The organism is Sphingobacterium sp. HMA12, from assembly GCF_002933815.1.
In the GTDB taxonomy this organism is placed as follows: domain Bacteria; phylum Bacteroidota; class Bacteroidia; order Sphingobacteriales; family Sphingobacteriaceae; genus Sphingobacterium.
In genome coordinates this window covers 690,582-706,555 of sequence record NZ_BEYR01000002.1, presented here as the reverse complement: position 1 = coordinate 706,555, position 15,974 = coordinate 690,582, and the positions used below count along the sequence as shown (strand labels likewise).

Genomic DNA, 15,974 nt, shown 5'->3' with positions numbered 1-15,974 from the left:
TTTTTGAGGGAGCACATAGAGCAGCAATTTATAGCGACAAGATAAATCAAGAAGATGATTTTAAAGGCAGAACATCTCATAAAAAAATATAAACAACGCACAGTTGTAAACAATGTATCCTTTCATGTGGAGCAAGGGGAAATCGTTGGATTATTAGGACCAAATGGTGCCGGTAAAACAACCTCTTTCTATATGATTGTGGGTCTGATCAAACCCAATGAAGGAAAAGTATTCTTGGATGATCAAGAAATCACACAAGATGCAATGTACCAACGTGCACAACGCGGAATAGGTTATTTGGCTCAGGAAGCTTCTGTTTTCCGCAAGTTATCCGTGGAGAATAATATTCTTGCTGTATTGGAGATCCACTACCCCAATAAAGAAGAACGTATGGCCAAGCTGGAGGAGTTGTTATCCGAATTTAGCCTCCATCGCGTTCGTAAAAACAGAGGTGATCTTTTGTCAGGAGGGGAACGCCGCCGTACGGAAATCGCTAGGGCATTAGCGGCAAATCCATCATTTATCCTTCTGGATGAACCATTTGCAGGGGTCGACCCTATTGCCGTAGAGGAAATACAAACGATCGTTGCCAAACTCAAAACGCGCAACATTGGCATCCTAATTACGGACCACAACGTACAGGAAACCTTATCCATTACGGATAGAGCTTATCTTTTGACCGAAGGAAAAATCATGCTGACCGGCACACCTGAAGAGATTGCCGATAATGAGCTCGCACGAAAATTCTATCTTGGTCGTCATTTTGAATTGAGAAGGAAAAAATTTTAAAGCAAAAAGAATACCCCTATGGCCTTATTAAACTCCATTTTTACTTGGTTCATGAAAAAAAGAATTCACCAGATCGAGCTTTTCATGAAATATCCGCACGATGTACAAGAAGAATGGTTCCAGAGTTTAATTGCTACCGCAGAGGCAACAGAATGGGGAAAGAAATACGATTACACAAGTATACTCACACCCGAAATATTCAAAGAACGTGTACCTATACAGGACTATGACGATATCAAAGGCTATGTAGACCGTATGATCAAAGGTGAGCAGAATATTCTGTGGCCTTCGGACATCAAATGGTTTGCAAAATCTTCGGGAACAACCTCTGACCGTAGCAAATTTATCCCCGTCAGTGAAGAGGCTTTGGAAGAATGTCATTTTCAGGGTGGCAAGGACATGTTGACCATCTACTGCCACAATAGACCCGAAAACCGTGTTTTCACAGGAAAATCAGTTGTCATCGGTGGCTCTTCCCAGATCAACAACTTCAGCCCCGACTCTTATTATGGGGATCTATCTTCGATCCTGATCCGTAATCTACCTTTTTGGGCAGAATTTAAGCGGACTCCGAATATGGAGGTGACCTTAAATCCCAATTTTGAAGAGAAAATTGAACAGATAGCCCAAATAACCATTAAGGAAAATGTAACGAGTCTAGCAGGTGTGCCAACCTGGAATATTGTGATGGCCAAACGTATTTTGGAAATCACGGGCAAGGACAATTTATTGGAGGTATGGCCAAATCTGGAATTTTATGGTCACGGTGGCGTGAGTTTCAAACCTTACCGCGAGCAATTCCACAAGCTGATTCCTTCAGACAAGATGTATTATCTAGAAAACTACAATGCCTCGGAGGGATATTTTGGTTTACAGGACGAATCGGATTCCGAAGACCTTCTGCTGATGCTGGACTATGGGATCTATTATGAATTCCTTCCAGTGGAAAGAATGCATGAGGAAAACCCAACAACGCTACGCCTGGATCAAGTGGAAATCGGTAAGAACTATGCTTTGATCATATCCACCAACGCTGGACTATGGCGTTATAAGATAGGCGATACCATCAAGTTTACATCCCTATCACCTTACCGTTTTCAGATATCAGGGCGCACAAAACAATACATCAATACATTTGGAGAAGAAGTGATCGTTGACAATGCCGAACAAGCATTGGCGGAAGCAAGCAAGCTAACAAATGCACGTATCAAAGATTACACCGCCGGACCTGTATATTTTAAGGATGCAGAAGCCGGAGCGCACGAATGGGTCATCGAATTTGAACAGCAGCCCAATGATTTTGAGCGTTTTTGTGATATATTGGATGCGAAATTGAGGGAAATCAATTCCGATTACGATGCAAAACGATTTAAGAACATGGCGTTAAGACCACCAATTGTCCATAATGCACCATCGGATACTTTCTATAAATGGATGAAATCCAGAGGTAAGTTAGGTGGACAGAATAAGGTCCCAAGGTTAAGCAATAATAGAGAATATCTTGACCCGCTTTTGAAGATTTTACAAGACTAACAAGCGGTTTATCCTTGTGGAGATTAGCCAAAATTTCAAGTACATTTTTGGCTAATCTCTTCATTTTAGGGTTTAATTGCGGTTTTATACAAAAACACAAAAAAACCAAGGATAAAATTCACAGAAATACCTTTCTTTTGAATTTCAACATCACGCTGTAACAATTCGCGAGTTTCACCCGATGTTACTTCATTGCTTTTGTTAAGACTGTGAGTCAATTCCATACTAAGTTTATTTTATGATAAGTGATTTTATAGCGTAAAGCGAACCAAATGCCCATCCATGGCCGCATTCTTTATTGCCAAACTTTATGCCATAAATACGGAAGCTGTATTAATTAATACAAAATTAATACATTTAATTAATAATAGACAAATCCTGAAAATTTACTAGTCAAATCTTTCATTTTCATATAAAAAGTGTAGTCATTTGGAGAATGACTGTCCGAAATAAAAGGCATCTTGCCGAGCGGGAAATTATCCAGACAAAGTGCGGTTTATATTTCAATTTTTCCTAACTTAGCCTAAGTAATTAAAAAATAAGATGAACGCGACAGAGAACTATTCAATTCGCGTAGAGCCAACTCAAAATTCAAGACTCTCGCAAGTAGATTTCGACAATCTAAAATTCGGAAAGATATTATCCGACCACATGCTGGTCGCTGACTATGATGATGGTGAATGGAAAGATGTCAGCATCGTCCCTTATGGAGATATCAGTATCAGTCCTTCGATGTCTGCTTTACATTATGGTCAAGCGATATTTGAAGGTATTAAAGCTTATAAATTTGCAGATGGTACGGTGAGCATCTTTCGTCCGGATAGAAACTGGGAAAGATTTAACAAATCAGCGTCTCGCCTTCAGATGCCTGAGGTTCCCGAAGAAATTTTCATGGATGGACTGAGCAAGCTATTGGATATTGACCGGAATTGGGTTCCTGCTAAAGAAGGTTCTTCTTTATATATCCGCCCATTTATGTTCGGTACCGAAGCCGCTTTGGGTGTACATCCATCTAAATCCTACAAATTTATCATTATCACGGGACCAGTAGGTGCTTACTATAGTAAACCAATTAGCTTAAAAGTTGAAACTTACTATACGCGTGCAGCCGAAGGCGGTGTTGGATTTTCGAAAAATGCCGGTAATTATGCATTGTCGCTTTACCCAACCCAATTGGCTAATGATGAAGGCTACGATCAAATTATGTGGACTGACGCGGCTGAACACAAATATATTGAAGAGGCCGGCACTGCAAACCTGATTTTCCGCATTGGCGATACTATTATCACGCCGCATGGTGATACCATCTTACATGGTGTAACCCGCCGTACCATTATGGAATTAGCAGAGAAATGGGGATATAAAACCGAACAGCGAAAAGTATCCGTTCAGGAGCTTATCGATGGCATCAAATCAGGAACAGTAACTGAGGCATTTGCCGCTGGAACAGCTGCAACGATAACACACATCAGCCGTATCGGTTTTGAAGGACAAGACTATAACTTGCCTCCGGTGGAAGGCCGCGAGTTTTCCAATAAAGTATTAAATTACCTGAATGAATTGCGCTATGGTAAATTAGCCGATTCATTTGGATGGAACTACTTGGTGAAATAAACGGGTAATCCCTAATAAAAAAGGGCAGCTGGTGATGATCACCAACTGCCCTTTTTCATGCGATAGGGTTGATTAATTTCCCTTTTTACCGTCAAGAAGTTTAGTCTGTATAAAATCAATGATATCCGCCGTCTCAGTAGGCTGAAACCAGACAGTATCACCATATTTTTTAAACCAGGTGATCTGCCGCTTGGCATAACGCCTCGAATTTTGTTTAATTTTGTCCACAGCATCTTCCACGGAGATATTTCCGTCGAGATAGTCAAACAATTCGGCGTAACCTACTGTCAGCAACGCTGGTTTGCTTCTAAAAGGAACCAACGATTTTACCTCCTCCAGCAAGCCAGTTTCCATCATACGATCTACCCGAAGATTGATCCGTGCATACAATTGGGAACGCTCCATATTTAATCCTATCGTCAGAATATCAAACGGTCTTTTATCGACATCTTTCTTATGATAAAAGGACATGGGTTTGCCTGTTGCTTCAAACACTTCGAGGGCACGAACGACACGCTGTGGATTATCTATGTCCGCCACCTCATAGTAGGCGGGATCAATTGCTTTTAAGCGTTCCTTCATCCGCTCGATACCCAATTGCGCCATTTCGCTGTTAAGCCTTTCACGCACCTCTTCCCCGGCTTTGGGGAGATCATCCAGACCTTCACAGAGTGCACGTACAAATAATCCAGATCCGCCCACCATAATAACGACATCATGCTGCATGAAAAGTTCATTCAGCTTGAGCAAAGCTTCCCGCTCAAAATCGCCTGCAGAATAATCCTGGCTAATGGAATGCGAATTTATAAAGTGGTGTGGAGCACTGTCCAGTTCTTTTGCATCCGGCTTAGCCGTACCGATGGTCATCTCCCGATAAAACTGTCGGGAATCGGCAGAAATGATTTCGGTTTTAAAATATTGGGCCAATGAAATAGCCATTGCAGTTTTTCCAACAGCAGTCGGACCTACAATGGCTATCAGTGTTTTCTTTTTTGCCATAATATGTGCTTCAGATGCTTAAATCCGCATTGAAGGCATTTTCAATTAATATTCGTCTTCGTAGCCGCTTGATTCTTCACGCTCCTCTTCAGCTTCTCCCTCTTCATCTTCGCCGTCGCTATCAAATCCATCCAATTCATCCTCGTCATCCACACCGTATTGTGTATCATCTTCTTCAACATAATCATCTTCCTCAACAGCATCAGACACCGGGAAATTAGCAGCAGTCATTGTTTTAGGTACCTGACCGATTGACTTGAACAGAGCGGGATAATCTTTACCTGCTTCTTCCTTCAAAATTTTGATCAGTTCCACCTGAAAATCATAAGGACGGTCAAAGTTATAGATGTAATAAAATTTTTGGTGTGGATCATCAATAAACTTGCTCAGGCGAATATTCTCCATCAACAAAACTTCCGCATCTTTCTTACGCTGCGCGGGTTTAAAAGCAATTTCCGTTCCTTTTTTCCACTGATCATTGCTCACATAGAAAGAGGAAGAAGCATCCGGCGCGTAACCTGTCGTTTTATGGATTTCCTCATGCATGTCTAAAAATGTACTTTTGGAAGGCATATCAATTTCGCGATATACATCTTCATAATCTTCAAAAGTAACTCTAAATCTATAAATTGCCATCTTTTATGTATTCTTCTTTTTAGCAGTTTAAAATTAATACTATATTTTAAGAATTGGAAATTTCCAACGGGATTTCTTGCTTGACCTCCAAGCCCATGTCTTCAGCTTTACGAACTAAATATTGATAGGCTTCGATCCGGGAATTGGGAATATCACCTTCCAAAATAGCTTCGCGGATCAGATTTTTCAACTGTCCAACAACACGTCCGGGTGTCAATCCAAAAAGTGTCATAATGTCTTCACCACTGATAGGCGGCTGCCAATTTCTAATCTTGTCACGTTCTTCAACGTCCTTTAGCTTTTGCTTGACAAGTTCAAAATTCTGGCGGTACTTTTTCTTTTTAAACTCGTTTTTCGTTGTCACGTCTGCATGACACAACATCATCAGGGCATCAATGTCATCATCGGCCTCAAATAATAAACGTCGAACGGCCGAGTCGGTGACAATATCCTGCGCCAGTACAATCGGACGAAGATGCAATTGTACAAGTTTCTGTACAAATTTCATCTTTTCATTCAATGGCAATTTCAGTTCGGCAAAAAGCTTCGGCACCATCCGTGCACCGCGGTCTTCATGTCCATGAAACGTCCAGCCCAATTTCTTATCGAAACGTTTTGTCGCCGGTTTGGCAATATCGTGCATAATAGCAGCCCATCGTAACCAGAGGTCATCTGACAGTTCACACACATTATCCAAAACTTCCAATGTATGGTAGAAATTATCCTTATGTCCTTTTCCGTCAATAATGTCAACACCATGCAGGTTGTACATGGCCGGGAAAATTAATTCTAACAGGCCTGTATCAAAAAGATATTTAAACCCCACTGAAGGCTTAGCTGAGAGAATAATCTTATTGATTTCGTCGATAATCCGTTCCTTCGAAATGATCTTGATACGTTCCTTCGTTTCCGTTATCGCTTTAATAGCCTCAATATCAATCTTAAAATTTAGTTGAGTTGCGAAACGGATCGCACGCATCATACGTAGGGGATCATCCGAGAAAGTTTCAATTGGATCGAGGGGCGTCCGGATAACACGGTGTTCGAGATCCTTTGCACCATCAAATGGATCCAATAGGGTTCCATAATCGTCCTTATTTAGCGAAAATGCCATGGCATTGATGGTAAAATCACGACGATTCTGATCATCGCTCAAGGTCCCGTCTTCTACGATCGGTTTTCTGGAGTTTGCACGGTATGACTCCCGCCTTGCTCCCACAAATTCCACGTTCAATCCCTCAAACACCAACATTGCGGTACCAAAATTCTTATAGACCGCCACTTTAGCATGAAGTTTCTCACCGAGTAAAGTTGCAAATTCAATACCACTTCCCACCACAACAATATCCACATCATTTTTGAATGGACGCTTCATAATATAGTCACGCACATAACCTCCGATGACATAACATGCTGTATTTGTCTGCTCGGCGAGCTCTTTGATGATAGAAAATATTGGATGTTGTAAATTATCGCACATAGTTAGAACAGTGGGTTAAAAAACCAAACAGTTTGCAAAAGTAATACTTTTTTTTAGTATTAAGTATTGAGCTATCAGAATTGAGATTTTGATCGTACAAGCTGTACACAGATACGACTCGTGTTTTACCTTGTCAAGCTAAAATCATTATATAGTGCCTTGATGAAGGCTATGGTTCTCGTCATCGGCATAACTTGACTTATGTAACCCTATATCAAAAAAATCAGCAATTATTATAGGCCTAATCCCGGTCTTTGGACAATTTGCGGAATGCCAATGGGTTTTTCAATAATTCAGCTTGTTCCCGACGGCGTTTCACAATATGGACCGCCGTAAAAATCGCCTCTACAAATGAACTCGGTGAAGCCAGATTTTTCCCGGCAATATCGTAGCCTGTACCGTGATCCGGCGAAGTACGCACAATAGGTAATCCAGCAGTATAATTTACACCACCACCTTTGGCGATATGTTTGAAAGGAATAAGTCCCTGATCGTGGTACATGGCCAGCACCGCATCAAACTTCTCATAAGCGCCCTTTGCGAAGAAACCATCTGCTGGATAAGGACCAAAACAGAAAATTCCCTGTTCATTTGCTTTTTCAACCGTTGGCCGAATAATCTGGTCGTCTTCAGTCCCGATAATCCCGTGATCGCCAGCATGTGGGTTAAGTCCCAAAACGGCTATTTTGGGCTTCTCTACCCAGAAATCCTTTTTCAAAGATTCATTCATCAGAACCAGCTTTTTCAAAATTGCTTCTTCTGTGATACTAGTAGCCACATCGTGTAAAGGGATATGTCCCGTCACCACACCAATGCGCAGTTCATCACAGACCATAAACATCAGTACATCGTCAGCTTCAACTTTTGCCTGCAAATATTCGGTATGCCCCGGAAATTGAAATCCTTCCTGTTGAATATTATGTTTGTTGATCGGCGCAGTCACCAATGCATCAATTTTACCGGCTTTTAAATCGTCAATCGCTCGCTCCAGAGACAAAAAAGCATATTTACCTCCAATTTCATTTTCCTCACCCAAAGAGATTTTAACATCTTCCTGCCAGCAATTGATCATATTCGCCCGTTTAGAATGGGCCTGATCAGCATCATTAATTACGTTAAAACTAAAATCGTTTACTCCTATCGCTTTCCGGTGAAAAGAGGCCACTTTTGTATTTCCATAAACAATCGGCGTAAAAAAATCGCACATACGTTGATCTACCAATGACTTAATAATCACTTCAAGTCCAATGCCGTTAATATCTCCTACGGTAATTCCGATTTTTAGTTTATCACTCATCCTTTTTAAATGCTTTGACTCAAAAATAGGGATTTTTTTTTAGTATTGAGTAGTTTAGATATGCGTATTACGATTTTGGACGAACAAGCTTCTGGCCTAAAAACTTTCTGCCCTTTTGAATTTTTACTTTTTACTTTTTACTTTATAAAGCTTTTAAATTTCTAATTTTGCATCATGAGTACAGTTAGAGCAAAAAAACATTTAGGGCAGCATTTCTTAAACGATAAGAATGCCGCACAACGTATTGTAGAGGCATTGGATCCTAAATTGGGTTTCAGCCAAGTACTCGAAGTCGGTCCGGGAATGGGGGTCCTTTCGGATTTTCTATTACAGAAAGAAGAATATGAGACCTATCTGATCGATGTTGATGATGAATCGATTGCTTATTTGGATGACAAATACCCGCAATTGGGAAAAAGATTGATCCATGGCGATTTTCTAAACCTTGACTTTTCACAATATTTCGGTGAAAAAATGGCTGTCATCGGCAACTTCCCCTATAATATTTCCTCACAGATCCTCTTCAAAATTCTGGACGAGCGTCAACGTGTTGTTCAGATGACAGGTATGTTTCAAAAAGAGGTCGCTGAGCGCTGTACAGCGAAAGCGGGCAGTAAAGAATATGGCATCCTGAGCGTGTTCTTACAGGCATACTATAAAGTAGAATATCTTTTTACCGTAAAGGCCGGTGCATTTAACCCACCACCAAAAGTATTGTCAGGAGTCATTCGCATGACCCGAAATGACCGCGAGCAATTGGCCTGTGATGAGAAGCTGTTTTGGCGAGTGGTAAAAGCGGGATTCAATCAACGTCGCAAAACCTTGCGCAACTCGCTCTCAGGCGTTGTGCCAAAAGATAAGATGTCGGACAATCCGCTGTATGAGCTACGGGCGGAACGATTGACCGTAGATGACTTCGTCAGCTTGACAAACGAGATTGCAAACTGCCTTTAATATGAAGCCGACAGATAACACTTTTATCATTGTTGGTGGCGGGATCGCTGGATTATGTGCAGCAATAGGCCTCCAGCAACTGGGTATTGAAGCCCATATCTATGAAAGTGTTTCTGAACTTAAAGGTATAGGAGCGGGATTTGGCCTTGCTGCCAATGCCATGCAGGCGCTAGATCACCTGGGACTCAAAGAAGAAATCAGCCAAATTGGACATTATCTTGAATCCTACAATGTTCTGGACCAAAAAGGAAATATTTTGGTCGAACCGAACACAAAATCAATCAGTCAAAAATACCAACAGGACAATTTTGCGATACATCGGGCAGACCTACACCAATTTCTTTTATCAAAGATTCCGGGCAGGCAAGTTCATCTTGGCAAGCGTGCTACCTCCTTTGAACGTCAAGGTGAACAGATCCATATTCACTTTACCGATGGCACCCAAGCAATAGGCAACGCATTATTAGTTGCCGATGGCGTACATTCACTTTTACGTCAGCAGCTGATCCCAACATCCGCCCCCCGTTATTCAGGCTACACCTGCTGGCGCGCAACAATAGATAACAGTAGCATCCAGCTAAAAAAAAGCACCGAAACATGGGGAGTAAAGGGCAGATTTGGCATGACACCGCTTGTAGGCGACCGCATTTATTGGTACGCTTGTATCAATAGCCCTCAGCAAAACCCGATCTTGAAAAACTGGGGTATAGCTGAATTAGTGAATAACTTTAAAGATTATCATGCTCCAATTCCAACTATTTTATCGGAAACACAAGATACTGATTTGATCTGGAATGACATTATAGATATTGCCCCCTTACAACAGCTTGCTTTTGATAATATCCTTTTACTCGGAGATGCCGGTCATGCCACTACGCCGAATTTAGGACAAGGTGCCTGCCAAGCCATAGAAGATGTTGCCGTGCTACTGGATGAACTGAAAACAGCGGCCTCCATCCAACAGGGTTTCACCCGATTTGAAGCGCGGCGGTTGGACCGTGTTAATTATATCAGCAATACCTCTTGGCAGATTGGGAAAATCGCTCAATGGGAGAACCCGTTTTTGATCAGTATGCGCAATTTCATCATGAAAATCATGACGAATAGACTCAAGCAACAACAGTTAAACAAACTACTGTCAGTAGACTTTATGCAAATCAACCGTAATCATGAAAGCTAAAATTTTGATTGTCGATGACATCCACGAAATTATGTTGGAGAAATTTGAACAGGCAGGGATTGCCTATGACTACCAACCTGAAATTGACCGCGAAGAAACGGAAAAAATCATTGCGAACTATTCAGGCATGGTTATCCGCTCTAAGTTCCAGGTCGACAAAGCTTTCTTTGATTCAGCTCCTAACTTGCGTTTCATCGCCCGAGCAGGAGCCGGAATGGATAATATCGATGATGAAATTGCCGCCCAGCAACAGATTACATTAATTCCAGCCAACGAAGGTAACCGGGATGCGGTGGGCGAACACATGATCGGCATGTTGTTAAGCTTGATGAACAACCTCAACCGCAGCGATCAACAAGTGAGAACCGGCCAATGGTTGCGCGAGGCCAACCGTGGATACGAACTTAAAGGTCGTACCGTTGGTTTGGTCGGTTATGGGCACAATGGCATGGCGATGGCTAAAAAGCTTTCTGGCTTTGAGGTAAACGTACTGGCTTACGATAAATACCGGACAAATTATACCGACCACTATGCAGTGGAGGCCAGTATGGAAAATATTTACGAACAAGCCGATATTATTAGTTTCCATATCCCCTTGACAGCCGAAACAAAGGGAATGATTGATGATGCCTATTTATCGAAGTTTAACAAACCTATATTCTTTCTATTAGGCGCAAGAGGCGGCATTGTACAAGTCCCGGCGGTATTAAACGGTCTTGATAAGGGCAGCATCCTCGGTGCAGCCTTTGATGTACTTCCTGTTGAAAAATTCCCCAAACTTGCTGAACAGACTTGGTATCAAGAACTCATTCGTCGAGATCATGTGATACTATCCCCACACGTAGCGGGCTGGACATTTGAAAGCTATTATAAGTTGTCAGCAGTTGCCGCAGAAAAGATTATTGCATTTTTAAAGCTTCAGGAAACGCATTAAAAAAAATGATAGCCTGTAGTCGCAAGACCCTCCAATTACCTCCCCTTTCGACTACCTACCAAATGCTAAACAACGCTACGATCAAAAATTGAAGTACAAGGCTACCATCCAACAAATAGGCATAATGGTAGTGATCTTTCGTTTTAAAGACTGCGAGTTTTAGGAGTGTATATATCAGTATATTGGTTAAGATCAGTCCTAACTTGATCCATAACAAATAGGGTGCAACAAGGATCAGTATACTATGTAATAGCAACAGCGTATAAGTAAGATTTTTCGCCTTTTGCTCCCCCAATATATTGGGTAACGTGCGCAGATGATAGTAAGAATCCTGTTGAATGTCACGGATATCAAAAGGTAGTGTACAAATAATCAAGAATATAAATTTCAACACACAGAGTGCAACAAGCACCCAACGGTCTATAGCGTCACCGATATTGAGCAGTTCAACATAGGGAAGTATCACGCTACTGCAAACCCAAACTAGCGCGATATGAAAGATTTTAGCCCCGGGGATTTGCCGAAACCCAACCTTTCGATCATGGAACGTAAACAAGGGCATTCCGTACAATAAGCTCAAGATTCCAATAAAGCCCAAAAACAGAAATGAATAACGATGAATATGGAACAAACAGTAACCAAGAATAGCCAATGCGATGACATTATTTAACCACATCACCCACTCGTTGTTAAATATCCAGCGTGTGCGGGCAAATTTTGATTCTTTTGGGTTCTTGGGCTTAGACCACCATAGGCTAAAATTATAGAGTAATAATGTTGCTGCGCCCTCGACCAAGACAATAGACCAATTGATCGGTCGTTCAAATATAATATAGGTCAGTGCACATTGCGCCATGGCGGCCAATGCAATTAAAATATTCGTATAAATGCTGATATAGAATATCTTTCTTAGAAACAACATGCTTGTTTAATCTTGCTGCAATATAACAATCTTGATAGATAAAAGTAGTTTAACATTATATTAAACATGAAATTGTTGATTAAATGGGCAAAAACCGCTAAATTGTACACCGAAATTGAAATATTAAAAACAATTTCGCAACGATAACTTTATAAATTAAAATAATTCATAATAATCCTATAACAATGAGCCTACAAATAAAATCATTTGAAGAATATCAAAGTGAATATAAGCGAAGTGTAGAACAACCAGAGGAGTTTTGGGCGAGCATAGCGGATCATTTTTTCTGGAAGAGAAAATGGAACAAAGTGCTGAACTGGAATTTTGAGGAACCTAATATCAAATGGTTTGAAGGTGCAAAATTAAACATTACAGAAAACTGCCTAGACCGTCATATTTATGCGAATGGCGATAAGCCTGCGATTATTTGGGAACCAAATGACCCGAATGAAGCACACCGCATCCTTTCCTATAAACAATTGTTACAGAAGGTCGAGCAATTTGCCAACGTATTAAAGAATAACAACATTAAAAAAGGCGACCGGGTCTGTATTTATTTACCGATGGTACCTGAATTGGTAATTGCCGTATTGGCCTGTGCGCGTATAGGTGCTATCCATTCAGTTGTTTTTGGCGGTTTCTCCGCGCGTTCGATTGCGGATCGTATCGTGGATGCGGAATGCAAATTGATCGTGACTTCGGATGGCAGTTACCGTGGTAATAAAACCATTGGCCTTAAAAATATTGTTGATGATGCGTTAATGCAATGTGATACTGTAGAGAAAGTCATTGTATTAACACGTACACGTACGCCAGTATCTATGATCAAGGGCCGTGATGTATGGTGGGAAGACGAGATCAAGAAAGTAGAGACCCAAGGAAATCCGGCCTGCCCTGCTGAAGAAATGGATGCCGAGGATACTTTATTTATTCTTTATACTTCAGGATCCACAGGCAAACCAAAAGGTGTCGTACATACCTGTGGTGGCTATATGGTGTATACAGGATACACCTTTATGAATACTTTCCAATATCAGCCCAATGATGTATTTTTCTGTACAGCTGATATCGGATGGATCACCGGCCATAGCTATATTGTCTATGGACCGTTGTCACAAGGTGCTACTTCATTGATGTTTGAAGGCATACCAACATTCCCGGACGCCAGCCGTTACTGGGATATCGTTGATAAATTTAAAGTCAATATCATTTATACTTCTCCTACAGCATTGCGTTCTTTAATGGCTTTTGGCGATGAATTTGTCGATAAAAATGATCTTTCATCCCTGCGCGTACTTGGATCGGTAGGTGAACCTATCAACGAAGAAGCCTGGAACTGGTTTAACGAGAAAGTTGGAAAGAAGAACTGTCCAGTCGTGGATACCTATTGGCAAACGGAGAATGGAGGTCACCTGATAACCTCATTGGCTGGTGTGACACCAGAAAAAGCAAGTTATGCGATGTTTCCAATGCCAGGTATACAACCCGCGTTGATGGACGAGAATGGAAAAGAAATCGAAGGCAATGATGTCACGGGAAATCTATGTATCAAATTCCCTTGGCCGGGTATGTTACGGACGACTTGGGGAGATCATGATCGTTGTAGACAAACGTACTTCTCCACTTATAAAGACATGTACTTTACAGGCGATGGTTGTTACCGTAGTCCAGAAGGATATTACAAAATCACGGGCCGTGTGGACGATGTATTGAATGTATCCGGTCACCGTATCGGTACTGCGGAGGTAGAGAATGCCATCAATATGCATGCTGACGTTGTGGAATCCGCTATTGTCGGTTATCCGCATCCGGTCAAAGGCCAAGGTATCTATGCCTATGTCATCGCCAATCACCATACGGATGCAGAAGCGACCAAAAAAGATATCATGGAGACTGTCTCACGTATTATTGGTCCTATTGCCAAACCAGATATTATCCAGTTTGTCAATGACCTTCCAAAGACACGTTCCGGAAAGATTATGCGCCGTATTCTACGCAAGATTGCCGAAGGAGATATCAGCAATTTAGGCGACACTTCTACATTACAGGATCCAACCGTGGTAGAAGGCATTATCCAAGGTGCTGAAGGCTTAAAAAAATAGTTTTTGCAACCTTTATAACAAAAGAAAGCCTCCCAAATGAGAGGCTTTCTTTTGTTACTATTTAGATTTTGCTATCTCGATAAGTTAAATTCCGACAAAAACCCATCAGTGTTGAAATCCCATTCGGGCTACAGTCCAACAATTGCTTATATCAATATCCTGGATTTTGTGTAAGACCAGTTCCTAAACTTATCTGAGCAGAAGGAATAGGATACAGCAGGAATTTCTCGTCTTTCAGATTTTCATATTTTTTAAGTGCTAATTTAGTCCGACTAAAATCAAACCAAGTCTCGCCTTCAAACATGAGCTCTCTTTCCTTTTCTTCCTGCACGGCAGTGATGAAGGTTTCCAAATTATTGTACATATCCATTGGAACAGTAATGCCTGCGCGCACCTGTACAGCTTTTAGCGAGTTGTAAGCCGCGTTGCTGACCTTGTTATCTACGCGCGCTTTAGCCTCAGCATGGATCAAGTAAATCTCTGCAAGTCGGATGACAGTTACATTTTGACTGGCCGGCGAGAAATTCGGAAACTTGCCCATGAAATAATTATTATTGCTTCCTTTTTTAACAGTAAAATCCTTTCGTTTGTCCTGCTCGGTATATAGGTCTAGGATTGCGGAGTCTTTAGCAAAAAATAACACGCTAGGGTTGTCATTGGCGACAGCTGCGAGTGGATTGGTTGCTTGATCATCAAATTGAATTTCGAAAATAGCTTCGTTCGTATTTTGTGTCGTCCAAATTGTACTGTAATCCGTCACCAGCCCAAAACCACCTGCGGTCAGCACTTCATTGGCCATATCCGCTGCTTTTTTATAATCATTCGTAATGGAAGCTTGGTACAGATAGACCTTTGCCAACAGCGCTTTCGCCGCCCAATGCGAAGCTCGTCCCTTGGCCGCATCACCTGTATTTGGATTTTCTTCGGGAAGCGCAGCGATAGCATCCGTCAGATCCTTAACAATCTGTGTGTAGAGTGCTGCTTTGTCGGATTCAACAATATCAATATTATCCCCTTCCTTGGTATACGACAGTTTTAGTGGGGCTTTGTTAAAGGCTCGTACCAGAAAAAAATAGTTTAAAGCTCTAATAAATTTAGCTTCACCAACAAACATCTTTTTCTTGTCTTCAGTGATCATATTCTCGGTCATTTTTGGGACTTCCTCAATCACTTGGTTGGCAGCATTGATCGTGGTATATACAGCTTGCCACATATTGGCAATCCAGGGATTGATTGCTTGTATTTTATGTTCTGAAAAGTTTTGGTATTCTGGAAAACTGGCAGAATGCCGAACGTGAGCTGCCGAAAACTCTGGAACAACGATGATGGACTGACCAAAAGAAAATGAATTCATCATCGTCCGATACATTCCCAAAACAGCGGCATTGGCATTGGTTTCGGAATTGAAAAATTTGTCTTGGGTTATCTGCCCAAGTGGATCGCGATCTAAGAATTTAGAACATGATATTGCAAAAGAAGCGATCATGGTCACCAAAAAAATTAATATTATTTTATTTCTTTTCATCCGTACAAG

At 41.4% G+C, this 15,974-nt stretch carries 13 protein-coding genes; 7 read left to right on the top strand and 6 right to left on the bottom strand.

Annotated elements, in window-relative coordinates; genetic code table 11:
* The first annotated feature begins 54 nt into the window (after nt 1-54).
* The 3 genes from lptB (at nt 55) to HMAT_RS16365 (ending at nt 3,936) form a co-directional block, all read left to right on the top strand.
* Nucleotides 55-789: an LPS export ABC transporter ATP-binding protein gene (lptB, locus tag HMAT_RS16375; RefSeq protein ID WP_104383903.1), complete on the top strand. Its 735-nt coding sequence runs from the start codon at nt 55-57 to the stop codon at nt 787-789.
* 18 nt (nt 790-807) lie between these two features.
* Complete coding sequence (locus tag HMAT_RS16370; protein WP_104383902.1) at nt 808-2,322, top strand: GH3 auxin-responsive promoter family protein; 1,515 nt, start codon at nt 808-810, stop codon at nt 2,320-2,322.
* A 543-nt stretch (nt 2,323-2,865) separates the two neighbouring features.
* Nucleotides 2,866-3,936: a branched-chain amino acid aminotransferase gene (locus tag HMAT_RS16365; RefSeq protein WP_104383901.1), complete on the top strand. Its 1,071-nt coding sequence runs from the start codon at nt 2,866-2,868 to the stop codon at nt 3,934-3,936.
* 72 nt (nt 3,937-4,008) lie between these two features.
* Here HMAT_RS16365 and miaA read toward each other — a convergent pair whose 3' ends face one another.
* The 4 genes from miaA to pdxA form a co-directional block, all read right to left on the bottom strand.
* The gene (miaA, locus tag HMAT_RS16360) at nt 4,009-4,935 is read right to left on the bottom strand and encodes a tRNA (adenosine(37)-N6)-dimethylallyltransferase MiaA (protein WP_104383900.1); all 927 of its coding nucleotides are present in this window, start codon (nt 4,933-4,935) and stop codon (nt 4,009-4,011) included.
* A 45-nt stretch (nt 4,936-4,980) separates the two neighbouring features.
* Nucleotides 4,981-5,571, bottom strand: a complete 591-nt coding sequence (locus HMAT_RS16355) for a hypothetical protein (RefSeq protein WP_104383899.1) — start codon at nt 5,569-5,571, stop codon at nt 4,981-4,983.
* Nucleotides 5,572-5,617: 46 nt separating this feature from the next.
* The gene (locus HMAT_RS16350; protein ID WP_104383898.1) at nt 5,618-7,051 is read right to left on the bottom strand and encodes a CCA tRNA nucleotidyltransferase; all 1,434 of its coding nucleotides are present in this window, start codon (nt 7,049-7,051) and stop codon (nt 5,618-5,620) included.
* A 241-nt stretch (nt 7,052-7,292) separates the two neighbouring features.
* Nucleotides 7,293-8,348, bottom strand: coding sequence for a 4-hydroxythreonine-4-phosphate dehydrogenase PdxA (gene pdxA, locus HMAT_RS16345; RefSeq protein WP_104383897.1), 1,056 nt, complete (start codon nt 8,346-8,348; stop codon nt 7,293-7,295).
* 174 nt (nt 8,349-8,522) lie between these two features.
* Here pdxA and rsmA point away from each other — a divergent pair, with 174 nt between their 5' ends.
* The 3 genes from rsmA to HMAT_RS16330 are packed head-to-tail and all read left to right on the top strand — an operon-like array spanning nt 8,523 to nt 11,416.
* Nucleotides 8,523-9,302, top strand: coding sequence for a 16S rRNA (adenine(1518)-N(6)/adenine(1519)-N(6))-dimethyltransferase RsmA (rsmA, locus tag HMAT_RS16340; RefSeq protein ID WP_104383896.1), 780 nt, complete (start codon nt 8,523-8,525; stop codon nt 9,300-9,302).
* Between the two features lies 1 nt (nt 9,303).
* Nucleotides 9,304-10,482 carry an FAD-dependent monooxygenase gene (locus tag HMAT_RS16335; RefSeq protein WP_104383895.1) on the top strand — a complete coding sequence of 393 codons (1,179 nt, stop codon included), beginning with the start codon at nt 9,304-9,306 and terminating at the stop codon, nt 10,480-10,482.
* Nucleotides 10,483-10,486: 4 nt separating this feature from the next.
* On the top strand, nt 10,487-11,416 hold the full coding sequence (locus tag HMAT_RS16330) for an NAD(P)-dependent oxidoreductase (RefSeq protein ID WP_371412052.1): 930 nt from the start codon (nt 10,487-10,489) through the stop codon (nt 11,414-11,416).
* A 55-nt stretch (nt 11,417-11,471) separates the two neighbouring features.
* Here the strand turns inward: HMAT_RS16330 and HMAT_RS16325 are convergent, their stop codons facing one another.
* Nucleotides 11,472-12,338, bottom strand: coding sequence for a hypothetical protein (locus HMAT_RS16325; protein WP_104383893.1), 867 nt, complete (start codon nt 12,336-12,338; stop codon nt 11,472-11,474).
* Nucleotides 12,339-12,523: 185 nt separating this feature from the next.
* On the opposite strand from HMAT_RS16325, the gene acs reads away from it, so the two are divergent.
* Entirely contained in the window at nt 12,524-14,440 is a 1,917-nt protein-coding gene (gene acs / locus HMAT_RS16320; protein WP_104383892.1) for an acetate--CoA ligase, read from the top strand.
* Nucleotides 14,441-14,591: 151 nt separating this feature from the next.
* Here the strand turns inward: acs and HMAT_RS16315 are convergent, their stop codons facing one another.
* Complete coding sequence (locus HMAT_RS16315) at nt 14,592-15,965, bottom strand: RagB/SusD family nutrient uptake outer membrane protein (RefSeq protein WP_233789395.1); 1,374 nt, start codon at nt 15,963-15,965, stop codon at nt 14,592-14,594.
* Nucleotides 15,966-15,974: the final 9 nt, after the last annotated feature.